Origin of the sequence: Nocardia albiluteola (assembly GCF_018860155.1) — a bacterium.
Taxonomy (GTDB): domain Bacteria; phylum Actinomycetota; class Actinomycetes; order Mycobacteriales; family Mycobacteriaceae; genus Nocardia; species Nocardia albiluteola.
The window spans coordinates 118,151-140,144 of sequence record NZ_JAHKNI010000018.1 but is presented as its reverse complement, the minus strand read 5'-3'; the positions used below and the strand labels follow the sequence as shown (position 1 = coordinate 140,144).

Below are 21,994 nucleotides of genomic sequence, written 5' to 3'. Positions count from 1 at the left end.
CCGCCCGCCACTTCGGACTCTGGCCCACCACCATCTCCCGCATCGAACGCGGACTCCAACGCGACGACGAACTCGCCAACACCTACAGACAATGGCTCACAACCGCTTGACAGCAATAGGAGCATCACATCCCCGGCCGGGCATATCGCGACCGGCATCCGCGATCGCCGGGCATGCTGACCTCATGCCTACGCTGCTGGTGTTGATCAACGGATTGCCGGGCTCGGGCAAGACAACCCTGGGCCGATCACTGGCCCCTGCGCTGAACGCCCTGTTTCTCTCGAAAGATGCCGTCAAGGAGGCGCTGGTCGAGTCCATCGGCGCCGCGGCCGGCATTCCGGCGCTCGGCGGAATCGCGATGGACACCGTCTGGTCGCTGGCGCGGGCGATCGAAACCGCCGTTGTCGTCGACTCGTGGTGGTTCAGACCCCGTGATCTGCAATTCGCGGAAGCTGGGATCGCCAGGACCGGCGCCGAGCACGCCGAACCGCTTCGAATCGGTCCGGTGGTCGTCGTCGACACAACCTCACCCGTCGACTGTGCCGGGCTCGCCGCGCAGGTCGGCCGCGCCACGATGGGCCGGGGTTCGCGTCGGTGAACGCCGTGCGCGAGAATCGGCGCATGAGTTCGGTTCCCCGGCCCGCGCTGGCCATTATCGGTGGTAGTGGCTTCTACGACTTCTTCGGCGACGATGCGGTGACGCTCGAGCTCGACACGCCCTACGGTGCGCCGAGTGCGCCGATCACCGTCGGGGAGGTCGAGGGGCGGCAGGTGGCGTTCCTGCCCCGGCACGGGCGCAAGCACGAGTACTCGCCGCACACGGTTCCGTATCAGGCGAATATGTGGGCGCTGCGGTCGATCGGGGTGCGGCGGATCTTCGCGCCCTGTGCGGTGGGCAGCCTGCGTGCGGACTGGGGGCCGGGCACCGTGGCGGTGCCGGATCAGCTGGTGGATCGCACATCGGGCCGGGCGCAGACGTATTTCGACAACGGCGGCGTCCACGTCTCGTTCGCGGATCCCTACTGCGACGAACTGCGCTCGGCCGCAACGCGATCCGCCGTCGACGAGCTGCCGATGCAGCCGCACGGGACGATGGTCGTGGTGCAGGGCCCGCGGTTCTCCACGCGCGCGGAGAGCCGCTGGTTCGCCGCGCAGGGCTGGGAGCTGGTCAACATGACCGGATACCCCGAGGCGGTGCTCGCCCGCGAACTCGAGATGTGCTACGCGGCAATCGCTTTGGTTACCGACCTGGATGCCGGGCTGGAGTCGGGGGAGGGCGTGAGCGCCGCGGCCGTGTTCGAGGCGTTCGAAAAGAACCTGGTGCCGTTCAAGAAGCTTGTGCGCCATGCGGTGTCGCAGGTCGAGGGGACCGACAGCTGCGAGCACTGCCGGGTCCACGCCGGAGTCACCCTGCCGTTCGAACTGCCCTGATCGCATGCGGGTACTGCTGACCGGCGCCGCCGGATTCATCGGATCACACGTGCACCGCGCCATGGCCGCCGCCGGGCATGAGGTGGTCGCGGTCGATGCGTTGCTGGAGGCGGTGCACGGCGTCGTTCCGGAGACACCCGAGGGGATATTGCGCATCGATATCCGCGATCCGGAGGCACTGACGCCGCTGCTGCGCGGGATCGATGTCGTCGTCCACCTGGCCGCGGCACTGCCACCGGGATCGCTGGTTATGCCGCCGGGTTCGATGGGACATGGCGCCAGGGTGACCGAGCCGATCAGTGTCTCGGGAGCACCCGCGGTCGAGCCGGGAACCCGGCGGGATACTCGGCCGCCGGTGGGCACCGGTGGAGGTGCGCAGCGGTCGGGGAGCGGCGGCGGGCAGCCGGGCAGTGGTGCCGGGCGACCTGGGAGCGGCGATGGGCAGCCGGGGCGTGGGGCCGGGTATGTGGGGAGTGGCGATGGGCGCCCGGGAAACGTTGCGGGCCAGCCGGTGACGGAACCTGGGCCGCGGGTGATCGGCGGCGCGCGTACCGGGGCTGTGGCGGCTGTGTCGTCGGCGGGGAGCGGCGGCCCGCATACCGGGGCCGTGGCGGCTGTGTCTCCGGCGGGCGTGGGCGTTCCCGAGGGTGCGCCGACCCCGGGGCGACCGGGCGGCCCGAGCATGCAGGGTGCCGCGTTCTTCGCCGCGCACAACGATTTCGGGACCGCGGTGCTGCTGTCGGCGATGGAGCAGACCGGGGTCCGGCGGCTGATTCTCGCCTCGTCGGTGTCGGTGTACGGGGAGGGGCGCTATCGCGGGCTGCGCAGCGGGCCGTTCTTCCCGGGCGTGCGCCGCCGGGCCGATCTGGATCGCGGCATGTTCGATCACCGCGCGCCGCGGACGGGGGAGATCCTGACGTGGGAGCCGGTCGGGGAGGACGCTCCGTTGCGGCCTCGAACCCCTTATGCGGCAAGCAAAGTCGCGCAGGAGAACTATGCGATGGCCTGGGGCGCCGCTACGGGGGGCGCGGTGACGGTGCTGCGCTATCACCACGTGTACGGCGATCCGGTGGGCGAGAACGTCGCGCTGACAGCGCATTCCGGGGTGGCGGCGCGATTCCGGGCGGAACTGACCTCCGGGCGTGCGCCCTTCGTCTTCGAGGACGGCGGCCAGGTGCGCGATTTCGTCCATGTGCGCGATGTCGCCGCGGCCACGGTCGCCGTCGCGCAGCGCCCGCTGTCCGGATTCGTCCCGCTGAACATCGCCTCGGGCCGCCCGATCACGCTGTGGGAGGTGGCCTCGATCATGTCCCGGGCCTGCGGTGGCCCCGGCCCCGTCGTCAGCGGCCAGTACCGGATCACGGACGCGCGTCACATCGTCGCCAACCCCGAACGCGCCCGTCGCACAGTAGATTTCGCCGCCGCCATCGCGCCCGACCGCGGGCTCGCCGACTACGCCATCGCGCCGGCCAAGCCCTAGATCGGAACCGGCCCACATCGTCGTTCCGGCATGCTTCGTCCCGGGATCTCCCGCGCTTGCGGCGCGTGGGCGGGCCGAGAACCTGCCGACATGAGGGGCGGGGGCTGCGCTGTCACGGCGTGCGCTGTCGCCCATGCGCTGCGGGCTTGTGCGCGTTACCCCTTGTCGAGCTGGAAGCGCACCAGGGCGAATCGCGGGGGTGCGCCGTCCTGCGGGCCGTGGGGTAGGGGCGTGACCTCGACGTCGACGACCAGCCAGCCGCCGTCGTCGGCGGCCAGCCGCACGGCGGGCAGCGCCTGCACCGGTTTGCCGGCGAGAATATCGTTGTGGGCGGTGCGAATTCGGTCCAGGTCGTCGGGATGCGGCATGGACCGCTCCTGGGTGTCGCCGGACCAGCGCAGGCCGGGGATCGGCCCGCTGATCCAGCGCAGCACCCGGACCTGCTCGATGTCGACGACCGCCAGATACAGGCCCGGATTCGCCTCCACCAGCGTGTCCACGGTGGCCGCCTCGAACGACTTGCCCTGCGGCGGAACGCTCTCGGTGACATCGATGAGCAGCCCGCGCCAGAGCTGGAGATCGTCGTGCGCATTGCGGGCCGCGGTCAGCAGCGTGCGCAGTCCGCCGTTGCTGCGCACCGTCAGCTCGCCCATCCAGCGTGAGCCGGGCTCGTTCTTCGCGATCGTCGTCACCCAATCCAGCGCGCCGTCGAAACGCTCGACGTATTCGAACGACTCCGCGCCCATCCAGGTGGACCGGTCGCGGTCGAAGTCGGGCCCGAGCCCGGTGGAGACCACCTCCAGCCGACGGTCGTCGTTGGTGAACCGATACGGCCCCACGGGGGCGGGCGTGCTCGACCCCTCGCCCACCCGCAGGTGCACCGCGTGGACGTAATCGTCCGGCCCGACAACGGGAATCGCGCACGCGGGCTGCTGCGACCAGGTGTGCCGGGACTTGGGCAGGATTCGTTCGATCGGCTCCCCGGCGGCACGCGCGGCCGCGACGAGGGGCATCACCTGTCCGGGCACCGTGCGCGCCAGCGATTTCCAGCGCCGCGGCGAGGTGCCCACGGCCAGCACCGACCAGCACTCGGGCGGCCCCAGCGTCTCGATCAGCAGCCAATCCCCGAGATCCACGTACCACTCTCCTCCCGATGGTTTCGCCCGATTACGCGCCGGCGGTCGCCCTAGCCAGCGAATATGGTGCACCATTGCGCCATCGGCAATCAGCTAAGGGTCGGCTAGGTCGCCGAGCGCGCCCGTTAGGCTCGTGCGCATGAGTACTCCACTGCGCCTCGAGGTGATCGTCGCCAGTGTGCGGCCGGCCCGGTTCGCGCCCGTGGTGGCCGACTGGTTCCTGCGGACCGCGCGCGCGGATGCCCGGTTCGACGTCGGCGTCATCGATCTGATGCACACCCCGCTGCCCGCCGGACTGACCGATACCCCCGAGGCCGTGGCCTACCGCGAACGCCTTGCCGCCGCAGACGCTTTCGTCGCCGTTACCTCCGAGTACAACCACGGCTACCCGGCTGCCCTCAAGACGGCCCTGGACATCGCCAAGCACGAATGGCGCGCCAAGCCCATCGGATTCGTCGGCTACGGCGGCCTCTCGGGCGGCCTGCGGGCCATTGAGCAGCTCCGCCAGGTCGTCGCCGAGATCCACATGGTCTCGATCCGCGAATCGGTCAGCTTCCACCAGGCCAAGCGCGCATTCGACACGAACGGTGAGACCCGGGACGGCGCGGCGATCGATGCCGCCGAGCGACTGCTACGCCAACTTGCCTGGTGGGGAGGTCATTTGCGTGAGGCACGCGCGGCGGACCCGTATCCGGGCTGAGTCCGGGCGGTCGTTCCCACGGCGCACCCGACCGCCCGAGCGGCCTCGAGCGCGCTCGGCGACGGTGCGGGTCCCGCGCTGCCTCGTCCGGCCGGAATGCTGAGCGCTGCCGGGGATCCGATCCTGCTCATCACCGAACCTGCGCGATGGACCGACGCCGCCCGGTGGGTACTTCTGTTGACCTCGGGCAGGATTCGGCCGGTGCGCACGGGCGACTCCGAGGCGTTCGCGTTGCCGCCGCCGGTTGGTGCGTGACAGCCTGCAGAGTCCGATCGGGGTCTACGCTGCTCGCCCAGGGGGCGGCCGGTGGTGGCGTGGCGGGGATCAGCGGCGGGCGGCCGGATGACGCGGCGGCTGCTGTGGTCCGCGCGGCGGCTGCGGCCCGCGCTGTTGCGGCTGTGGCTGCTGCTGGCGGGGCGAGCCGATGTAGGTGGTCTCGCGGGGGATCGACACCAGGGTGAGATCGACCTGGGTGGTGCCGGTGCGCAGGACGACGTGGTTGCCGATCGCGCCGGGCTGGTGCACCTGCAGATCGGGCTTGGTGGACGGCCAGCCCATCGGATCGCCGGTCACGTAGATCGTGGTGACACCGGCGTGCGGTGCGGGCGCGAGCACACCGTCCACGACCGCCGCGGTGAACGCCGAGTCGCTCTGATGGGTCTCGAGCGCGATGGTGAGCCGGTCGGGGTTGCCGATGGTGGTGACGAGCTGCTGCCAGGCCTGCGGGCGGTCGGTGCGGATCAGGATGCGCTCGCCGACGGCCAGTGCCCGGAACACCAGCTGCTGCGCCAGATACAGCTCGCCGGCCACGTACACCGTCGAAATACCCTGGCCGACAAGCCGAATCGCGACACCGTTGCCCTCGGAGTCGGAGCCGATCAGCTGACCGCAGCCCGAGGAGGGCAGGTGCAGCGCCCCGATGACGTCGATCGGATATTCGCTCAGCGGCACCGTGTCGTCGACGTCCGGGATGCCGATCGGGAAGTGCGCGAGCAGGCTCTCGCGATGCCGCCCGCTCATCGACACCATGCCCTTGCGCTTGGTCTTCTCCGGCAGTTCGCGGGCGCTCAGCCGCCAGGCCGCGCCGATATTGACCGACTCGCCGGAGCTGCCGGGGCGCAGCCGCACCGACACCGTGGTGCCGCGCGAGGCCGGCACCCAGAGCTGGGCGAGCAGGTCCGAGCCGAGCCGCTTCGGATCGACCGCGGCGCCGATGTTGACCCCGTTGCCCAGCTCGGCGTACCGCCAGCGCTGGGTCAGCGTGCGCGGGTCGACCCCGGCACTGATCTGCAGCACAGCCTTGCGGATCTCGGGTGCGGTCAGCACGCGCGAGGAGCAGTCGGCATCCTCGAGCGTGCGCACGATGCGCTGGGTGGCGACGGTGACCGCGCGGCACGCGCCCTCGGTACCGCCGCCGCGCCGGTCGGCGGCCGCGGGACAGGCCACCGCGTCGAAGCTGATGGCGAGCCACACCGTGCGGTGCGCGGTCGCGGGCAGCGGCCCGAGCAGCGATTCGTAGATCGGCCCGGCCGGCGTGCCGGAGCGGCTGCGGTGGCCGTGGCTGATGATGTCGATACCGGACAGCTTGATGTCGTGCTGGGTCAGGCACTGCGCCAGCTCGGGCAGCGGCAGCAGGTGCGAGGCGTGCACGGTGCTGCGGTCGATGCGGGTCAGCCCGCCGCGCGGGGGCAGCACCTCGACGACCGCGACCACCCGGCTGCCCTCCCAGAACAGGCCGAGCGAACGCCCGTCGGGGCCGCGGAAGTCGACGGTGTCGCCGATCTCGTAGCCGCGGTTGGTCGTGTACCGCCACATCGTCGCGATCCACGAGGCCACGGTGCGCTTGCCGACCGGAATCAGCAGCAGCAGACCCACGACCACGGCCGGACCGAACGCGTACCACCCCGGCATGTGCACGATGTCGGTCAGGACCAGCACCACCAGCACGACGACCAGTCCGAGCAGCTGCGCCGCAAGCAGATTCGGCAGCGTGATCCGTCCGAGAAGCGGGCGCCTGTACGCCCCGCTGGGTGCGGCCATCATCGTCCCCCAAGTAACCCGGTATCGGCCAGTTCGGATGGCCGAGCTGAAATGAAGTCCCCGTGAACTGTACTGTGTTCTCCGAACGCGAGCACTGTTCGGGGGAGGACTCATGCCTTCAAGACCAACAACACGGTGGCAGGTCAGCGGTTACCGCTTTCTGGTCCGCCGGATGGAGCACGCCCTGGTGCGCCGGGATGTGCGAATGTTGCACGACCCCATGCGCTCTCAGTCGCGCGCCTACTCCGTGGGGCTGATTCTGGGCGTGCTCGGGCTCGCCGGCTGCGCGGTGCTGGCGCTGCTCAAGCCGCAGGGGTCGATCGGCAACAGCACGATTCTGATGGGCAAGAATTCCGGCCAGATCTACGCGGTGATCGACGGGACCGTGCATCCGGCGCTGAATCTGGCCTCGGCCCGGCTGGCGATCGGCAAGTCCGACACCCCCGCGAGCGTCGCGGAATCGCAGCTGTCGCAGAAGCCGATGGGGCCGCTGATCGGCATCCCGGGCGCGCCCTCGCTGCTGAGCTTCGACTCCAGCGGCAAGGGCCGGCTGTGGACGGTCTGCGACGAGCTGAAGAACGACGGCAGCGACACGCTGACCAGCACCGCCATCGCGGGCGATCTGTCGATGGGCTCCGACAAGGCCTCGACGCTGCCCAAGGGCAACGCGCTGCTGGTGCAGGGTCGCGACGCGGCGTACCTGATCTGGGACGACAAGCGCGCCCGGGTGAACCTGAACGAGCGCTCGGTGACCGACGCGCTGCACATCACCGGGGAGACGCCGCGCCCGATCAGCGAGGGCCTGCTGAACGCAATCCCCGAGGTGCTGCCGATCGCCGCGCCGACGATCACCGATCCGGGCGGGCTGTCGATGCTGCCCAGTCACCGTAACGGCGACATCCTCGAGCTCGGCACCGACAAGAGCTACTACGTGGCGCTCAACAATGGCATTCAACAGATTTCGGCGCTGACCGCGGACATCATCCGCAACTCCAACCCGACCTCGAGCAGCGGCGACCTGAACCCGTACGACCGCGCCCACGTCAATATCGTCACCACCCTGCAGGTGAAGGACTACCCCGACACCGCGCCGGCCATCATCGAGTCGAAGGATCAGCCGGTCGACTGCCTGTCCTGGAAGCCGCTGAACTCCGCGGACACCTCCGACGGCAGCAAGCACGCCGAGCTGTCCCTCATCACGGGCCACGCGCTGCCGATCCCGGACAGCGCCAAGGCCGTTCCCCTGGCGCAGGCCGGCGCCTCGGGCAGCGACAAGGTCGGCCAGTTCTACAGCACCCCGGGCACCGGAATCCTGGTGCAGACCACCGGAATCGAGCCCGACAGCCAGCGCAAGGACAGCCAGTTCTTCATCTCCGACACCGGCGTTCGCTACGGCATCAAGGACACCGATGCGGCCAAGGCGCTGGGCATGGATTCTTCGAAGGCCAAGTCCGAGCCCGCGCCGTGGCCGATCGTCGGCCTGCTCGCGCCCGGGCCGACCCTGTCCCGTCAGGATGCGATGGTTGCGCATGATGGTGTCGCACCGGATTCGAGTCCGGCCAAGACGCTGGTGAAGTCGACCGCGGACAACTCGTCCTCGTCGTCTTCGTCGTCGAACTGAGCTGTCCCACTATCGAAACGAGCGCACGGTCCTCGAAGACCGTGCGCTCGTTCGTATTTCGGGATCCAGATCTAGGTGGCGGCTTGAACTCGATCCGCCGGTCCCGATTCGGCGCCGAAGCGAACTCCCTTGGCCTCCTTGCCGATTGCCGTCAGGATGATCACTGCGATGAATACCGGAATGATGGTGGCCGCCAGCGCGAACGGATATCCGTGGTGTTCGGCCAGCCGCTCCTGGATGGGGAGGTTCAGCGCGGCGAACAGGTTTCCGAGCTGGTAGGTGACGCCCGGATAGAAGCCGCGGATCGCGTCGGGCGACATCTCGGTCAGATGCGCGGGGATGACTCCCCAGGCGCCCTGCACCATGAGCTGCATCAGGAACGAGCCCAGGCACAGCAGGGCTGCGGTGCGCGAATAGGCGAACAGCGGCACGATCGGCAGACCGAGCGCCGCGCAGAAGATGATGGTGTAGCGGCGTCCGAAGCGTTCGGACAGTGAGCCGAAGACGACGCCACCGATGATGGCGCCGATGTTGTAGATCACCGCGATCCACTTGGCGGCCACTGTGCTCAGGCCCGCGCCGTGATGCACGTGGGCGGACAGGAACGTCGGGTAGATGTCCTGGGTGCCGTGGCTCATCCAGTTGAACGCCGTCATCAGCAGCACGAGGTAGACGAACCGGCGAATGATCGCGGGATTGCCGATGATGTCGCGAATCCTGGTCTGGGTAGCGCGCATTCGCTCCTGGGTCTGCTCCCAGGCCTCCGATTCCTTTGTGCGGGTGCGGATGATCAGGATGATCAGCGCCGGGATGATGGACAGCCCGAACATCCACCGCCAGGACAGTCCCGCCCAGTTCATGACCAGCAGCGAGGCCAGCGACGCAAGCAGATACCCGAACGAGTAGCCCTCCTGCAGCAACCCGGAGAAGAAGCCGCGCCGCTGCACCGGGATCTTCTCCAGCGCCAGCGCGGCGCCCAGGCCCCACTCGCCGCCCATGCCGATGCCGTACAGCATGCGCAGGGCTATCAGCACGGTGAAGTTGGGCGCGAAGGCGCACAGGAACCCGATGACCGAATACATCGCGACGTTGACCATCAGCGGGATTCGGCGGCCCACCCGGTCGGCCCACAGACCGAACAGCAACGCGCCGACCGGGCGCATGATCAGCGTCGCCGTGGTCAGGAAGGCGACCTCGGTGGTCTTCATGTGGAAGGTGTGGGCGATATCCGCGTAGACGAACACCACCAGGAAGTAGTCGAAGGCATCCATCGTCCAGCCGAGCTGGGCGGCGAAGAACGAATTCCGTTGATCGGCGGTGAGTTTCTGCCTGGGTGCCTTGGGTACGGCTGTTGCCATGTGCGTTCCTGCCCTCTTCTCAGGAGTACGACGGGCCATTCCGCTCGACCGCGCCTCACGAAACTTAACCCGCGGGCCGATGAATCGGGCGGAGTCGAGGCGTCTGCATGCCCATGGAGACCAAAAATCTTGCCGACCTGTACGAGTTGGCCCCGCTGAGCTGGCCGGACATCGCCTCTCGCCTCGAAGGGGGTTACGACCTGGTGCCCGGCTCCGGCGGTCCCGACCGGCACAGCTGCTGGCTCACCACACTCAATCCCGACGGCAGCCCGCACGTGACGGGCCTGGGCGCGCTGTGGGTCGACGGCGCGTTCTGGTTCGAAACCGGCGAACGATCCCGCAAGGGCCGCAACCTCGCCCGCGATCCGCGCTGCGCGCTGAGCCTGGCGCTCAACACCGTCGACCTTGTCGTCGAGGGCGTCGCGGAGCTGATCGCGGACAAGGCCGTGGTCGCGGACATGGCGCAGCGCTGGGCCGAGGGGGGCTGGCCGTGCCGCGTCGACGATTCGGGCCTGGCCCTGACCGCCGACTTCAGCGCACCCTCGGCGGGCTCGCCGCCGTGGCGCATCTACCGCATTGCGGCCACCGCGGCGAGCGCGGTCGGCGTGGATCCCGGCGGCGCCACCCGCTGGACCTTCGACTGATGAAACGGCTCGGTCACTTCCGAGGTCCCATGTTGACCAGCGAGGTGTCGCCGTCGTAGTGGGCCAGGACCCGGTGATCCATCACTGCGCGCCACAGCGGCGGAACCATGGCCAGTACGAGCATGGTGGCGTACCCATAGGGCAGCTGTGGTGCCTGTTCGGAGGTGCGCAGGGTCTGGTAGCGGCGGCCGGGGTTCGCGTGGTGGTCGCTGTGGCGTTGGAGGTGGAACAGAAAGACGTTGGTGAGCAGGCGGTCGCTGTTCCAGCTGTCGCGCGGTGAACAGCCCGCGTAGCGACCGTTGGCGCGGCGCGCGCGGAGTAACCCGTAGTGCTCCAGGTAGTTCACTGTCTCGAGCAATCCAAAGCCAATGACGGCCTGCAGCGCGAGAAAGGGGATGATGCCGTACCCGAAGACGAGGATCATCGCGCCGAACAACGCGACGCTCATCGACCACGCCTGCAGCAGCTGGTTGTCCCAGTTGAACCACCTCTTGCCCTGGCGGGACAGGCGTTCTCGTTCCAAGCTGAGCGCCGAGCGGAAGCCGCCCCACACACTGCGCGGCAGGAACGCCCACAGTGACTCGCCGAATCGGGCGCTTGCCGGGTCTTCCGGTGTGGCGACTCGGGCGTGGTGGCCGCGGTTGTGTTCGACGAAGAAATGTCCGTATCCGGATTGCGCCAGTGCAATTTTCGCTAGCCAGCGTTCGAGATGCTCGGCGCGGTGGCCGAGTTCGTGGGCTGCATTGATGCCGATACCGGAGACGATCCCCACGGTCGCGGTCAGCCCGAGCTTGTCGACGAGCCTCAGCTGATGGCTGGACCACATATATCCCGCGACACCCAGACCGATGAACTGGATCGGTAGGAAGAGAAACGTGCACCAACGATAATAACGATCGTTGGACAATCTCTCGTAGTCCTCGTCGCTGGGATTGCTGCCGTCGTTCCCTATCGCAACGTCCAGCAGCGGGATCACCACCAGCACGAAGATCGGACCGATCCACCAGAAAAGCACCAGTCCCGTAAGGTGCACCAGTTGTGCCGGCAGGAGCGCGCTAACTGGCGCTCCCGTACTCAGGATCCAGAGATAGCGTTTGTGATCGCGAACGTACGTGCGTTTGAGGATCGTCATAGTCGCCTCGCTCATCCAACCGACAAACGTACGAGTGAAGGAATGCCCGCTGAAAGCGGTAACGCCGAACAGCCTCGCTACACGGTAGCCGCTCCTCTGCTGTATGCCAAAGAGAAATTCATGAAGGTGTCGGTGACTTTTGGCGGCAATATCAGGGACCTTTTCCTCTATACGCTATCGGTCGGGTCGGACCAGGGCGCGAATCGACCCGCGGTCCGACCCGTGGCCGGGCGCAATATTTCGAATCGTGCACATTCGATCAGCCGATGATGCGTGATGTTGACAGACCCGCAACCCAATCGGAATATCGGTGTGCCGAAATCGTTAGCCCATCCATAATTACGTTAGCGCATCCGTAATTACGGTAGAGCCGCGCAATTGACGGGGGTCGGCACATTCGCAAGGCGATCGGTCACCCATTGTTGCGAGCCCGTCAGTGACGGGAAAAAGGACAAATCGTGGGTACCGACAATTCCGGACACCGGGGGCATCCCGGTGTCCGCTAGCAGCTGAACTGCCACACCGCGACCACACCAGCTTTGGGCCATCGCGCGGATCGGCGGGTAGGGTGATCCTTCGTCGTTCCTGGCCGTGTAGATGCGCACCGGTGCTGATGGGGCGAGCCCGCCCAGTCGCTGCTCATCGAAAGCCCTTTTCAACTCGGGGGTGCTATTGATCACGGCTGTAATCGGCTGACCGCTGGTGGTCCATTGGGATGTGTTCTGCGGTTGCGAGAAAAGACCGGAGAGGCCCCCGCCGCATTTTCCTATCGAATCGTGCAGAATCGCCTTACCGGCATTGTTGAGCGCGGCGTCGAGCGCCGGACGGGTGTCGGGATAATCGGCGGCGATGCCATTGAGGATCCATGCGATGGCTGGTGCGACGCCCGGGCGGCCGTCGTTGCGCGCGATGTAGTCCTCGGGATCCACGAGGGGCGCGCCGGTGTAGGTGCCACGCACGTTCAGATCGGGGGCGTACTTCGGTTGCAGCTCGGCTGCGGCGGCGGAAGCCATCCCGCCCTGGGAGTAGCCGTACAGCACTACCGGCGAGTGGGGGTTGAGGCCGGTGCCGGGCAACCGCAACGCGGCACGAGCGGAGTCCAGTACGGCATAGCCTTGTGTTTTGCGGTTGAGGAAGTCGTGGATTCCCGGTATGCCGAAGTCGTGATAGTCGGTTATCATTACCGCCATGCCGCGGGACAACAGTTGATCGATCGCGATGAGGTCGTATTCGAAGATTGCGTCGGCCGGAGGCTGATATCGGATCACTTGGGAGAGCATTGCCGAAGGCGCGCACTGATTGCTTTGTCCCTGTGTACCACCCGCATACGCCACCAACGGCCGTTCGCCCGGACCGGTCCACGGCTGGGTCGGCTCCAGAAACGTTCCCACCACCGTGGTCGGAGAATCATTGGTATCGCTGCTGGCATATGTAATGCGTGCCGAATTCGCCGGTATCGTCCCGAACTGTCCGGGGACCGGCAATGCCAGATGCGACGATTGGGCACCGATAATGTTGCCTTGTGACTGCGCCGCCGGCGGCTGCGTCCATGCGGGCGGTGCGGCAATCGCCCCACCGCCGGCGACGACGAGGGTTCCTGTCAAGGCTGCGACCCAGGCGCGTCTTCCGCTCCTCATATTCGATCCTTCCTGCGATTGGGTTATCCACTGCAGCTAGATTCAGATCGGATACTGCGAGTATCTGCGTTCGAGCGTAGAACCAGGCACACGAAGTTCGTGGTGCCGCGGCCACAGCCTAGGCCATATTGCGGGCGCAAGTCTGGAGGTCGATACCTGGATTCGGCAATCGGCGAGCGATGACCGAGTCGTCGGTGCGATGCAACGCCCGCCGGGCGGCGAACGGCGCGAAGCCGACCGCCGGACGCCGCGGGATCAGGTCGGGAATTACCTCGTTTACTCGCGCATGCCCAGGCGGCGGCGGATCGGGAACGAGGCCAGGTAGCCCAGGATCAGCAGCACCGCGATCACGGCGGTGCCGATCAGCGCCACGTTGCGGGCGGTGTTGTCCGGGGCCGGCGGGGTGGTCGGGATGGGCAGCTGCCAGCTCTTGGCGGCGAAGGGGCGCTTGGGCGGGAGCTTCTTGGGAACGTCGTTGGTCAGGGCGGCGACCGGGTCGATGGCGCCGTAACCGACGTAGGGGTTCCAACCCTCGGCGGGCGCGTGTGCGGTGGCCTCGATGCGCTTGATCACGTCCAGCGCGCTGAGATGAGGAAAGCGCGCGCGCACCAGGGCGGCCAGACCGGCCACGTAGGGGGTGGCGAAACTCGTGCCCTCGAGCGGGGTCGCGCTGTTGCCCTTCTCGACCAGCGCGGTCGTGGTGCCCTTGCTGCCGGAGTTGTTGTAGTTGGCGTCCAGCGAGGTGATGTCCTCGCCCGGGGCGGCGACGCCGACCCACGGCCCGGGCACGGTGAACTTCGACGGAGCGCCGGTCGAGGGGTTGATGGAGCCGACCGAGAGCACGTAGTCGTCCCAGCGCGCCGGGGAGACGTTCATGTTGACCTTGCTCCACAGGTCCGCGGAGGGATCGGTGGGGTCGAGCACGGGGTTGGTGCCCTTGCACACGTCGTTGTTACCCGCGGCGACCACCACGACGACGTCCTTCTGCAGCGTGGCGTACTGCACCGCCGCACCGATCTTGTCATCGGCCAATGTGCCTGTGACGCAGGTGACTTCGGAAATGTTGATCACCCGGGCGCCCAGATCCGCGGCATGCCGGATCGCCGAAGCCAGCGTGTCCAGGTTGCCGTAGCTGAACCCGGCGATGTCCTGCTGACTCGCCCCAACGGATTGGCCCTTGAGTTCGAAATAGCCGCTGGTCTGGCGGATCGCGACAATGCGTGCGTCGGGTGCGACACCGGCGAAGCCCTGTCCGTCCACCCGGCTGGCGCCGATGAGTCCCGCGACGACGGTGCCGTGGCCGTCGCAATCCTGGGTGCCGTCGCCGTTGCTGACGTAGTCGCCCCCGGCGACCAATCCGGGCAGCCGGGGATGCCGCACGACGCCGGTATCGATGACGGCGACCGTTTGCCCCAACCCCGACGAGAACTTCCAGGCATCGGGAAGGTCGAGCACGCGCTGGGGCAGCGGGATGGCGGCGCCGTCACCGCCCGGAACGGAGCTGACACACGGGGTGTTCGGCTTGGCCTCGGTCTCCTGCGGCGGGTGCGGTGTCCCGTCGCCGGGCAGCGCGCTCGGATTCACCGCCGGTGGGCGATCGGCGAGTGCCGTTCCCGCGCCGACGGATACGCTCAGACCGAGCACCGTGGCCGCCGCAATTATGCGAATGAGCTTGTGCCCGAACATTTTCGGATTCATGCCCGGCCTACAGCGAGAGCGATCGGATGATCGAGTACAGGTTCGCCACCCAGAACGCCAGCGGCAGGACGGCTGCGACGAAGGCGTACTCGAGCAGTTCCACCGCGCGCCGCATGGGCGGGGTCGCGGTCTGGTGGGGAATGATCAGGCCGCAGATCAGGGCGCCGATCAGCAGCACCATCGCGGCGCCGAAGATGGCCAGCGGCTGGGCCTGGGTGACGGCGGCGCCGAGCATGACGGCCAGCAGGATGGCCGCGCCGCCGCTGATCAGCACGATGGACAGTTCGGCATTGGTGTAGGTGCGGCTGCGGAACAGCAGCACGGCCGCGGCCACCAGCGCCAGCGCGATGCCGGGCCAGAACGGGCTGTGTGCGCCCGGATCGCAGCCGGCCAGCGCGCCCACGACCGTGACCAGCGTGGTCGCCGCGACCATGCCGTCGAGGTACATCCGGGCGTGCTCGGACTTCTCCTTCAGCACGTCCATGGTCGGCAGGGCGCGGTGGTCGTCGGGATCGTCCTCGGTCGGATCGATCGGCGTGCCCGGCGAGGGCACCGGCGGCAGCGGCAGCTTGGCCAGCAGCATCGACACCCGGGGTGCGAGCGACAGCGCACCCAGCGCGAGTACGGCCGCACCGGCCCCGAGGGCGCGGGGCGGCTGATGAACGAGCAGCCCGACCAGTGTGGCGGCGATGGCGAACAGCGAGGCCGTGCTCGCACCGATATATACCGCCAGCCCGACGCCGCTGACCCGCCAGGCCAGGATGGCGGTCGCGCCGACCAGCACCGAGCCGAGCAGCATGTTGGCCCAGCCGTAGTGATGGTGCTGCAGCGGGACGAGCAGCATGCCCGCGGCGAACGCGCTGGGCAGCGCGCTGCCGCCGATCACCAGCGCGGTCGAGGTGTCGCCGTACATGCGGGACATCACCGTGCCCGCGACCACGAGCAGGACGGTCAGCAGCGCCGCGACCGCGCCGGTGATCCAGCCCGGCATCGCCTCGGGGGCGGCGAGTAGGCCGGCGCAGCCCACGATCATGGCCAGCACCGCGATGACCGAGGCCGACAGCCGGGCCAGCTTGGGCGACCAGGTACGGAACGTGTCCTCGTCGGCGATCGCGACGTTGTACATGATGTCGTCGAACAGCGGCGTCGGCGCGACGTGGTCGGCGCTCTCGAGCATCAGCAGCTCACCGTCGCGGACCCCCTGCTCGCCCAGGCTGAGCGAATTCGAGAACGGCGGCTGGCCGATGCGCGCGAGCACCCATTCCGCGGGCTGGAATTGTTCGCCCCCGGTATCGAAATCATTGTGGCGGCTGTTTTGCGCCACCATGTCCACGACGCTCGGGATGACCAGGGCGACCGGCACATCGACCGGAATCGCCATATCGACCTGAGTGTGCTTGGCCAAGATTGTGACTCGGGCAAGATCCGGGGCCCGTACGATCCCCCGGCTCGCATCATCTTCGATGTGGCTCATTCGCGCGTGCGTCACGCTGCCCCCAACTCCGTCTCTACCTGGTGTTTCCGCAAGCGCGCGAGTTGCGATCGCGCGGTTGACCCGTGCAGAATGCTGGTCGAACTGTACGACATGTCGGCGCTGACCTCTACACTGAGGCCCGCACCAGGCTGTTGAAGGGGGAGCGTTCGTCGATGAGCACAGTCAGATTCCAGCGCCGTCAACGCCGTGAGGTTCCGCGCACGCCCGGCGGCGAGGTAACTCTGCAGCCACCGCCCGAAATCCCCCGCGCCGTACCCGGTGGACTCATGGGCAAGCTCATGCCCGTCGTGATGATGGTCGGCATGGTCGGCATGATGGCCATCATGTTCACCAAAAACGGTGGCATAGGCTCGAATCCGACGTCGTTGATGTTCCCGATGATGATGGTCTTCTCGATGGTCGGCATGTTCGCCAACGGCGGCGGCAAGGGCCAGAAGGCGGCCGAGGCCAACGAGGATCGCAAGGACTATCTGCGCTACCTCGACCAGGTCCGCAAGGATGTCGACGAGACGGCCACACAGCAGCGTGCCGCGGTCGAGTGGAGCCACCCCGAGCCCGGCCTGATCTGGATGCTCGCGGGCACCAGCCGCATGTGGGAGCGCCGCCCGGGCGACAAGGACTTCTGCCACGCCCGCATCGGCCTGGGCGGTCAGCGCCTGGCCACCCGCCTGGTCTCGCCCGAGACGGGCCCGGTCGAGGAGCTCGAGCCGATCGCCGCGGTCTCGCTGCGCCGGTTCGTGCGTACCCACTCCACGGTTCCGGATCTGGCCACCGCCATCGCGGTGAAGGGTTTCGCGTCCATCCAGCTCAACGGCGATCGTGCCCAGGCCCGCGACATGACGCGCGCAATGTTGTTGCAGCTGTGCATGTTCCAGGCGCCGGACCAGGTGCTGGTCGCGGTCGTCTGCGGTGCGGACACCATGGCCGAATGGGAGTGGACCAAGTGGCTGCCGCACACCCAGCACCCCGAATCACAGGACGGCGTGGGCACCGAGCGCATGGTGTACGGCTCGGTTCGCGAGATGGCCGCGGGCCTGGCGCCGTTGCTGCACAACCGGGTTCGCTACTCGCGTAACCAGCCCGCCAATCAGAATCTGACCCACATCATCGTGGTGGTCGACGGCGGCCTGCTCGAGGCCGAGGAGGATTCGCTGCGGGAGTCCGGATTCGAGGGCGTCACGGTCCTGGATCTGTGCAATTACGCTCCGCGCCTGTCGGTTTCGCGTGGCATCCAGATGGTGGTGGAGAACGGCGAGTGCACCGGCCGCGGCGCCACGGGCAATATGGAGCGCTTCGCGATCATCGACCGGATCAGCGCCCGCCAGGCCGAGCAGGTCGCGCGGCGCCTGGCGCCGTTCCGGGTGGTAACAGCGTCCGGTGCGGACAGCTCGGCCTCGGAGAGCCACGAGGTGATCACTTCGTGGGCCCAGATGCTCAACCTCGGCGACATCGGCACGTTCAGCCCGGACAGTCAGTGGAAGCCCCGCTACGGCCGCGACCGGCTGCGGGTGCCCTTCGGCCTGGGCGCCGACGGGCAGCCGGTGTTCCTGGACATCAAGGAGGCCGCCGAGTTCGGCACCGGCCCGCACGGCCTGTGCATCGGCGCCACCGGTTCGGGTAAGTCGGAATTCCTTCGCACCCTGGTGCTTTCGATGCTGGCGATGCATTCGCCCGACCAGCTGAACCTGGTGCTGGTCGACTTCAAGGGTGGTGCGACCTTCCTCGGTCTGGAGGGTGTGCCGCACGTCGCGGCCGTCATCACCAACCTCGAGGAGGAGGCTGACCTGGTCGGCCGCATGCGCGACGCCCTCGACGGCGAGATGAACCGCCGTCAGGAGGTGCTGCGCGCCGCGGGTAACTTCGCCAACGTCAGCCAGTACGAGGAGGCCCGCGCCGCGGGCGCCGATCTGGATCCGCTGCCCGCGCTGTTCGTGGTGCTCGACGAGTTCTCCGAACTGCTGCAGCAGCATCCGGACTTCGCGGAGCTGTTCGTCATGATCGGCCGCCTGGGCCGCTCGCTGCAGGTGCACCTGCTGCTGGCCTCGCAGCGCCTGGAGGAGGGCAAGCTCAAGGGCCTCGAGTCCCACCTGTCGTACCGCATCGGTCTGAAGACCTTCTCCGCCAACGAATCCCGGCAGGTGCTGGGCGTGCCCGACGCGTTCAACCTGCCCGCCAGCCCCGGTGGCGGCTACCTCAAGACCAACGATGGCGAGATCCGCCGCTTCCAGGCGTCGTACGTCTCGGGCGATTACGTCGGCGGCGGTTCGCAGCGCGAGGTCACCCACGCCGGCATCGTCGGCGGCGAGATCGACATCCACGCCCGGACCTTCACCGCCGGTCACGTCGACTTCCGCCCCGGCGACCGGCTGCAGCTGGCGTCCACGTCGAGCGGCCCGCAGGAGACCGTGCAGGACGAGAACGGCGAGAAGATCTCCAATGTGGGCATGCTGGTCTCGCGGATCAAGGGGCACGGCCGCCCGGCCCACGAGATCTGGCTGCCCCCGCTGGACGAGGCGCCCACCATGGATCAGCTGCTGCCGCGCTCGCTGCTGACCGGCGACGTCAACCCGATGGCCACGCTGATCGCCCCGATCGGCATCGTCGACCGGCCCTACCACCAGCGCCGCGACCCGATGGTCGTGGACCTGTCCGGCGCGCGCGGCAACGTCGCGATCGTCGGCGGCCCGCAGTCCGGTAAGTCCACCGCGCTGCGCTCGCTGATCATGTCGCTGTCGCTGACCCACACCGCCGAGCAGGTGCAGTTCTACTGCCTCGATTTCGGTGGCGGCACGCTGGCGGGTCTGCAGGGCCTGCCGCACGTCGGTGCGGTCTCGGGCCGGCTCGACGAGGACCAGGTGCGCCGCACCCTGTCCGAGATGCAGGGGATCGTGCGCTCGCGCGAAATGCGGTTCCGGCAGCTGGGCATCGATTCCATGCAGGAGTTCCGCCGCCTGCGTGCGAGCGATCCGTCCAGTAGCCCGGCCGCCGCCGGCGCGCACGAGGATCCGTTCGGCGACGTCTTCCTGGTCATCGACGGCTTCGGCACCATCCGCCAGGATTTCGACTCGCTCGAGCAGCACATCAACAACCTTGCGGTGCAGGGTCTTTCGTACGGTGTGCACGTCGCCATCTCGCTGGCCCGCTGGGCCGAGGCCCGGCCCGCCCTCAAGGACCAGATCGGTACCCGCATCGAGCTGCGCCTGGGCGATCCGATGGACTCGGACCTGGGCCGCAAGTTCGCCGCGCTGGTTCCGATGGGTCGTCCCGGCCGCGGTATGACGCCCGACACGCTGCACATGCTGACCGCGCTGCCGCGCATCGACGGCGATTCCAACCCGGAGACGCTCAGCTCCGGCGTCGCCGGCGCGGTGGCGGCGCTGCAGAAGATGACCCCAGGCCGTCCGGCCCCGCGGGTGCGCATGCTGCCCGATCGGCTGGATCGGCAGGAACTGCTCCAGGTGGCCGGGAACTGGCAGGGGGATCCGTCGCAGAAGTGCCTGCGGTTCCCGATCGGCATCAACGAATCCGAGCTCGCGCCGGTGTTCATCGACTTCAATGTCAGCCCGCACTTCGTCATCGTCGGCGACGAGTCGGGAAAGTCGACGCTGCTGCGGTCGATCGCGGAGGGCATCATGGCCTCCAACACCCCGGATCAGGCTCGCATCATCATGGGCGACTACCGCCGTACCCTGCTGGGGCTCATCCCGAAGGAGTACACGGCCGGATACGGTTCCACCGCACCGCAGTTCACCGATCAGATGGCCGCCCTGGCCGGCTACGTGGAGAAGCGCACGCCGGGCCCCGACGTGACGCCGCAGCAGCTGCGCGACCGGTCCTGGTGGAACGGGCCCGAGATCTACGTGCTCGTCGACGACTACGACCTGGTCGCCAACTCCCAGGGCAACCCGGTGCAGGCCCTCGTCCAGAGCCTGCCGCACGCACGCGATCTCGGTTTCCACGTGATCATCGCGCGGCGCGCGGGTGGCGCGAGCCGGTCCATGTACGAATCGACGATTGCCAGCATGCGCGACCTCGGCTCGTCGGCGCTGATCATGAACGGCAGCCGCGACGAGGGCGTGCTGTGGGGTAAGGCGCGGCCGTCGGAGATGCCCGCCGGCCGCGGCATCTACGTCACGCGCAGCGGCGAAGAGCTGATTCAGACCGGCTGGATGCCGCTCACCTGATGAGCGTCGTAGATGTAGTACTGAGCGATAACCGGCTGTGGGCCCGCAGCGAATCGACACACTGGGATGGTCCGCCCTCGATCGTGCCCGCCAGCGACGGCACGAGTTTCGTTGTGGGGGAACAGCTGCGGCCGCAGTATCCGGCGGTGTCGATGGTGCGACTGGCGGCGGCCGACCGGATCGCCTTCTCGCGGTCGCAGTTACCGCCGATCACGGACGCCTGGGCGGTGACCCTCGGCGCGGTCCTCAACAACCTCAGCCTGCCGACGCCGTGCGAGCAGCTCACCATCGTCGGCCCGTCCGACTGGGGTCGTCGGCGCCGGGCCGCGGTGGAGGCGGCCGCGCGCCGCATGGTGCAGCGGGTGAGCATCGAGCCACTGGCGCGGCGTGCGGCCTCGCTCGGCGCGAGCACCGCGCAGCAGCAGCGGATCGCGGTGCTGGAGCTGAATCCGTTGTCCACCACCGTCACCCTGGTCGGCCGGTCCGGACAGGACACCTGGATTCAGGCGTGTGAGCACGAGCCGACCGTCGGGCTGGCCGATGTCGACGAGGGGCACGGCCTGCCGGACGTGGTCGCGGTGATCGCGCGACTGCTCGCCGGGCAGCCGCCGACCTACCTACTGGCCGCGGGTGTTTCGGACCCGGCCCTGCTCGAGGCGCTGTCGGCGATCCTGGCGCAGCAGTGCGGCTTCCCGGTCGACGTGCGCCCGCTCTCGGGCGTCGAACTCATCCGCGGCGCGCACCCCGGAATGTCGATGCCCCCCGCCCCGGCGGCCCTGGCGCCGCCGGTGGAGTTCGATTCGCTGCACCAGCAGGCGGTCGCCACCCGTCCGCCCGAGACCCGCCGCAACGCGCTGTACATCGGGATCGCCGCGGCGGCGGTCCTGGTCCTGGTCGCAATCGGCGCGGTGATCGCGCTGACCGCGGGTTCGAAGTCCAAGCCGACCGCCGCGCCGACCTCGGCCGCGGTGCCGTCGCCGGGCGCGGTCACCACCACCAGCGCACCCCCGCAGCCCCCACAGTCGTTCGGCCACCTGCAGATTCGGATCCCCTCGGGTTGGCACGTGTCCAAGCAGGTCGGCGATAATGTCTACCTGTCCCCGGACGACGGGTCCCGCCAGCGCATCACGATCGAGCAGAAGGCCCTCACCGCGGGCGCGACCGTCGACAATGTGGCCGATTCCCTGGACGTGCAGATCAAGCGCAGCCCCGCGGGCAGGTTCAGCGAGCTGACTCGCAACGCCGTCTTCGCCGACCGCTCCGGACTGTCCTACGAGGAATACCCGGGCGGCGGCACCACCGTCCGCTGGCAGGTGCTCGTGGATTCGGACGTCGAGGCCAGCATCGGCTGCCAGTATCCCCAGGACAAGTGGCAGGCCCTCGCGCCCACCTGCGAACAGGTCGTGCGCGATGTGAAGTTCACGCAGTAGGTTCGCCG

General features: G+C 68.2%; 15 protein-coding genes and 1 pseudogene. 9 read left to right on the top strand and 7 right to left on the bottom strand.

Annotation, left to right across the window (positions count from 1 at the left end; translation table 11 throughout):
* Positions 1–184 precede the first annotated feature (184 nt).
* From KO481_RS36950 to KO481_RS44945, 4 genes and pseudogenes are all read left to right on the top strand, one after another.
* On the top strand, positions 185–598 hold the full coding sequence (locus KO481_RS36950) for a P-loop nucleotide/nucleoside kinase family protein (protein ID WP_215923182.1): 414 nt from the start codon (positions 185–187) through the stop codon (positions 596–598).
* A gap of 23 nt (positions 599–621) precedes the next feature.
* Complete coding sequence (locus tag KO481_RS36945) at positions 622–1,431, top strand: S-methyl-5'-thioadenosine phosphorylase (RefSeq protein WP_215923181.1); 810 nt, start codon at positions 622–624, stop codon at positions 1,429–1,431.
* 4 nt (positions 1,432–1,435) lie between these two features.
* Positions 1,436–1,672, top strand: a pseudogene (locus KO481_RS36940) (NAD-dependent epimerase/dehydratase family protein); the annotation flags it as partial.
* Positions 1,673–1,681: 9 nt separating this feature from the next.
* On the top strand, positions 1,682–2,911 hold the full coding sequence (locus KO481_RS44945) for an NAD-dependent epimerase/dehydratase family protein (protein ID WP_372452176.1): 1,230 nt from the start codon (positions 1,682–1,684) through the stop codon (positions 2,909–2,911).
* Positions 2,912–3,066: 155 nt separating this feature from the next.
* Here the strand turns inward: KO481_RS44945 and KO481_RS36930 are convergent, their stop codons facing one another.
* On the bottom strand, positions 3,067–4,047 hold the full coding sequence (locus KO481_RS36930) for a GAF domain-containing protein (RefSeq protein ID WP_215923180.1): 981 nt from the start codon (positions 4,045–4,047) through the stop codon (positions 3,067–3,069).
* Positions 4,048–4,186: 139 nt separating this feature from the next.
* On the opposite strand from KO481_RS36930, the gene KO481_RS36925 reads away from it, so the two are divergent.
* Positions 4,187–4,747: an NADPH-dependent FMN reductase gene (locus KO481_RS36925; protein WP_215923179.1), complete on the top strand. Its 561-nt coding sequence runs from the start codon at positions 4,187–4,189 to the stop codon at positions 4,745–4,747.
* Between the two features lie 324 nt (positions 4,748–5,071).
* On the opposite strand, the gene eccE is transcribed toward KO481_RS36925, so the two are convergent.
* Positions 5,072–6,787 (bottom strand): type VII secretion protein EccE, encoded by a 1,716-nt coding sequence (eccE, locus tag KO481_RS36920; RefSeq protein WP_215923189.1) that lies wholly within the window; start codon positions 6,785–6,787, stop codon positions 5,072–5,074.
* A gap of 112 nt (positions 6,788–6,899) precedes the next feature.
* Here eccE and eccB point away from each other — a divergent pair, with 112 nt between their 5' ends.
* The gene (gene eccB / locus KO481_RS36915) at positions 6,900–8,408 is read left to right on the top strand and encodes a type VII secretion protein EccB (protein WP_215923178.1); all 1,509 of its coding nucleotides are present in this window, start codon (positions 6,900–6,902) and stop codon (positions 8,406–8,408) included.
* 71 nt (positions 8,409–8,479) lie between these two features.
* Here the strand turns inward: eccB and KO481_RS36910 are convergent, their stop codons facing one another.
* Positions 8,480–9,766: an MFS transporter gene (locus tag KO481_RS36910; protein WP_215923177.1), complete on the bottom strand. Its 1,287-nt coding sequence runs from the start codon at positions 9,764–9,766 to the stop codon at positions 8,480–8,482.
* Between the two features lie 107 nt (positions 9,767–9,873).
* Here KO481_RS36910 and KO481_RS36905 point away from each other — a divergent pair, with 107 nt between their 5' ends.
* The gene (locus KO481_RS36905) at positions 9,874–10,410 is read left to right on the top strand and encodes a pyridoxamine 5'-phosphate oxidase family protein (protein ID WP_245402058.1); all 537 of its coding nucleotides are present in this window, start codon (positions 9,874–9,876) and stop codon (positions 10,408–10,410) included.
* Between the two features lie 13 nt (positions 10,411–10,423).
* On the opposite strand, the gene KO481_RS36900 is transcribed toward KO481_RS36905, so the two are convergent.
* The 4 genes from KO481_RS36900 to eccD form a co-directional block, all read right to left on the bottom strand.
* On the bottom strand, positions 10,424–11,542 hold the full coding sequence (locus KO481_RS36900) for an alkane 1-monooxygenase (RefSeq protein WP_245402057.1): 1,119 nt from the start codon (positions 11,540–11,542) through the stop codon (positions 10,424–10,426).
* A 359-nt stretch (positions 11,543–11,901) separates the two neighbouring features.
* Positions 11,902–13,179 (bottom strand): lipase family protein, encoded by a 1,278-nt coding sequence (locus KO481_RS36895; protein ID WP_215923175.1) that lies wholly within the window; start codon positions 13,177–13,179, stop codon positions 11,902–11,904.
* Between the two features lie 276 nt (positions 13,180–13,455).
* Complete coding sequence (gene mycP / locus KO481_RS36890) at positions 13,456–14,877, bottom strand: type VII secretion-associated serine protease mycosin (protein WP_245402056.1); 1,422 nt, start codon at positions 14,875–14,877, stop codon at positions 13,456–13,458.
* 7 nt (positions 14,878–14,884) lie between these two features.
* Positions 14,885–16,351: a type VII secretion integral membrane protein EccD gene (eccD, locus tag KO481_RS36885; protein ID WP_281066263.1), complete on the bottom strand. Its 1,467-nt coding sequence runs from the start codon at positions 16,349–16,351 to the stop codon at positions 14,885–14,887.
* 173 nt (positions 16,352–16,524) lie between these two features.
* Here eccD and eccCa point away from each other — a divergent pair, with 173 nt between their 5' ends.
* Together eccCa and KO481_RS36875 are read left to right on the top strand one after the other, a co-directional pair.
* Positions 16,525–20,556, top strand: a complete 4,032-nt coding sequence (gene eccCa, locus KO481_RS36880) for a type VII secretion protein EccCa (protein WP_215923173.1) — start codon at positions 16,525–16,527, stop codon at positions 20,554–20,556.
* Entirely contained in the window at positions 20,556–21,986 is a 1,431-nt protein-coding gene (locus KO481_RS36875) for a type VII secretion-associated protein (protein ID WP_215923172.1), read from the top strand. Before eccCa ends, KO481_RS36875 begins: the two co-directional genes overlap by 1 nt.
* The last annotated feature ends 8 nt before the right edge of the window (positions 21,987–21,994 follow it).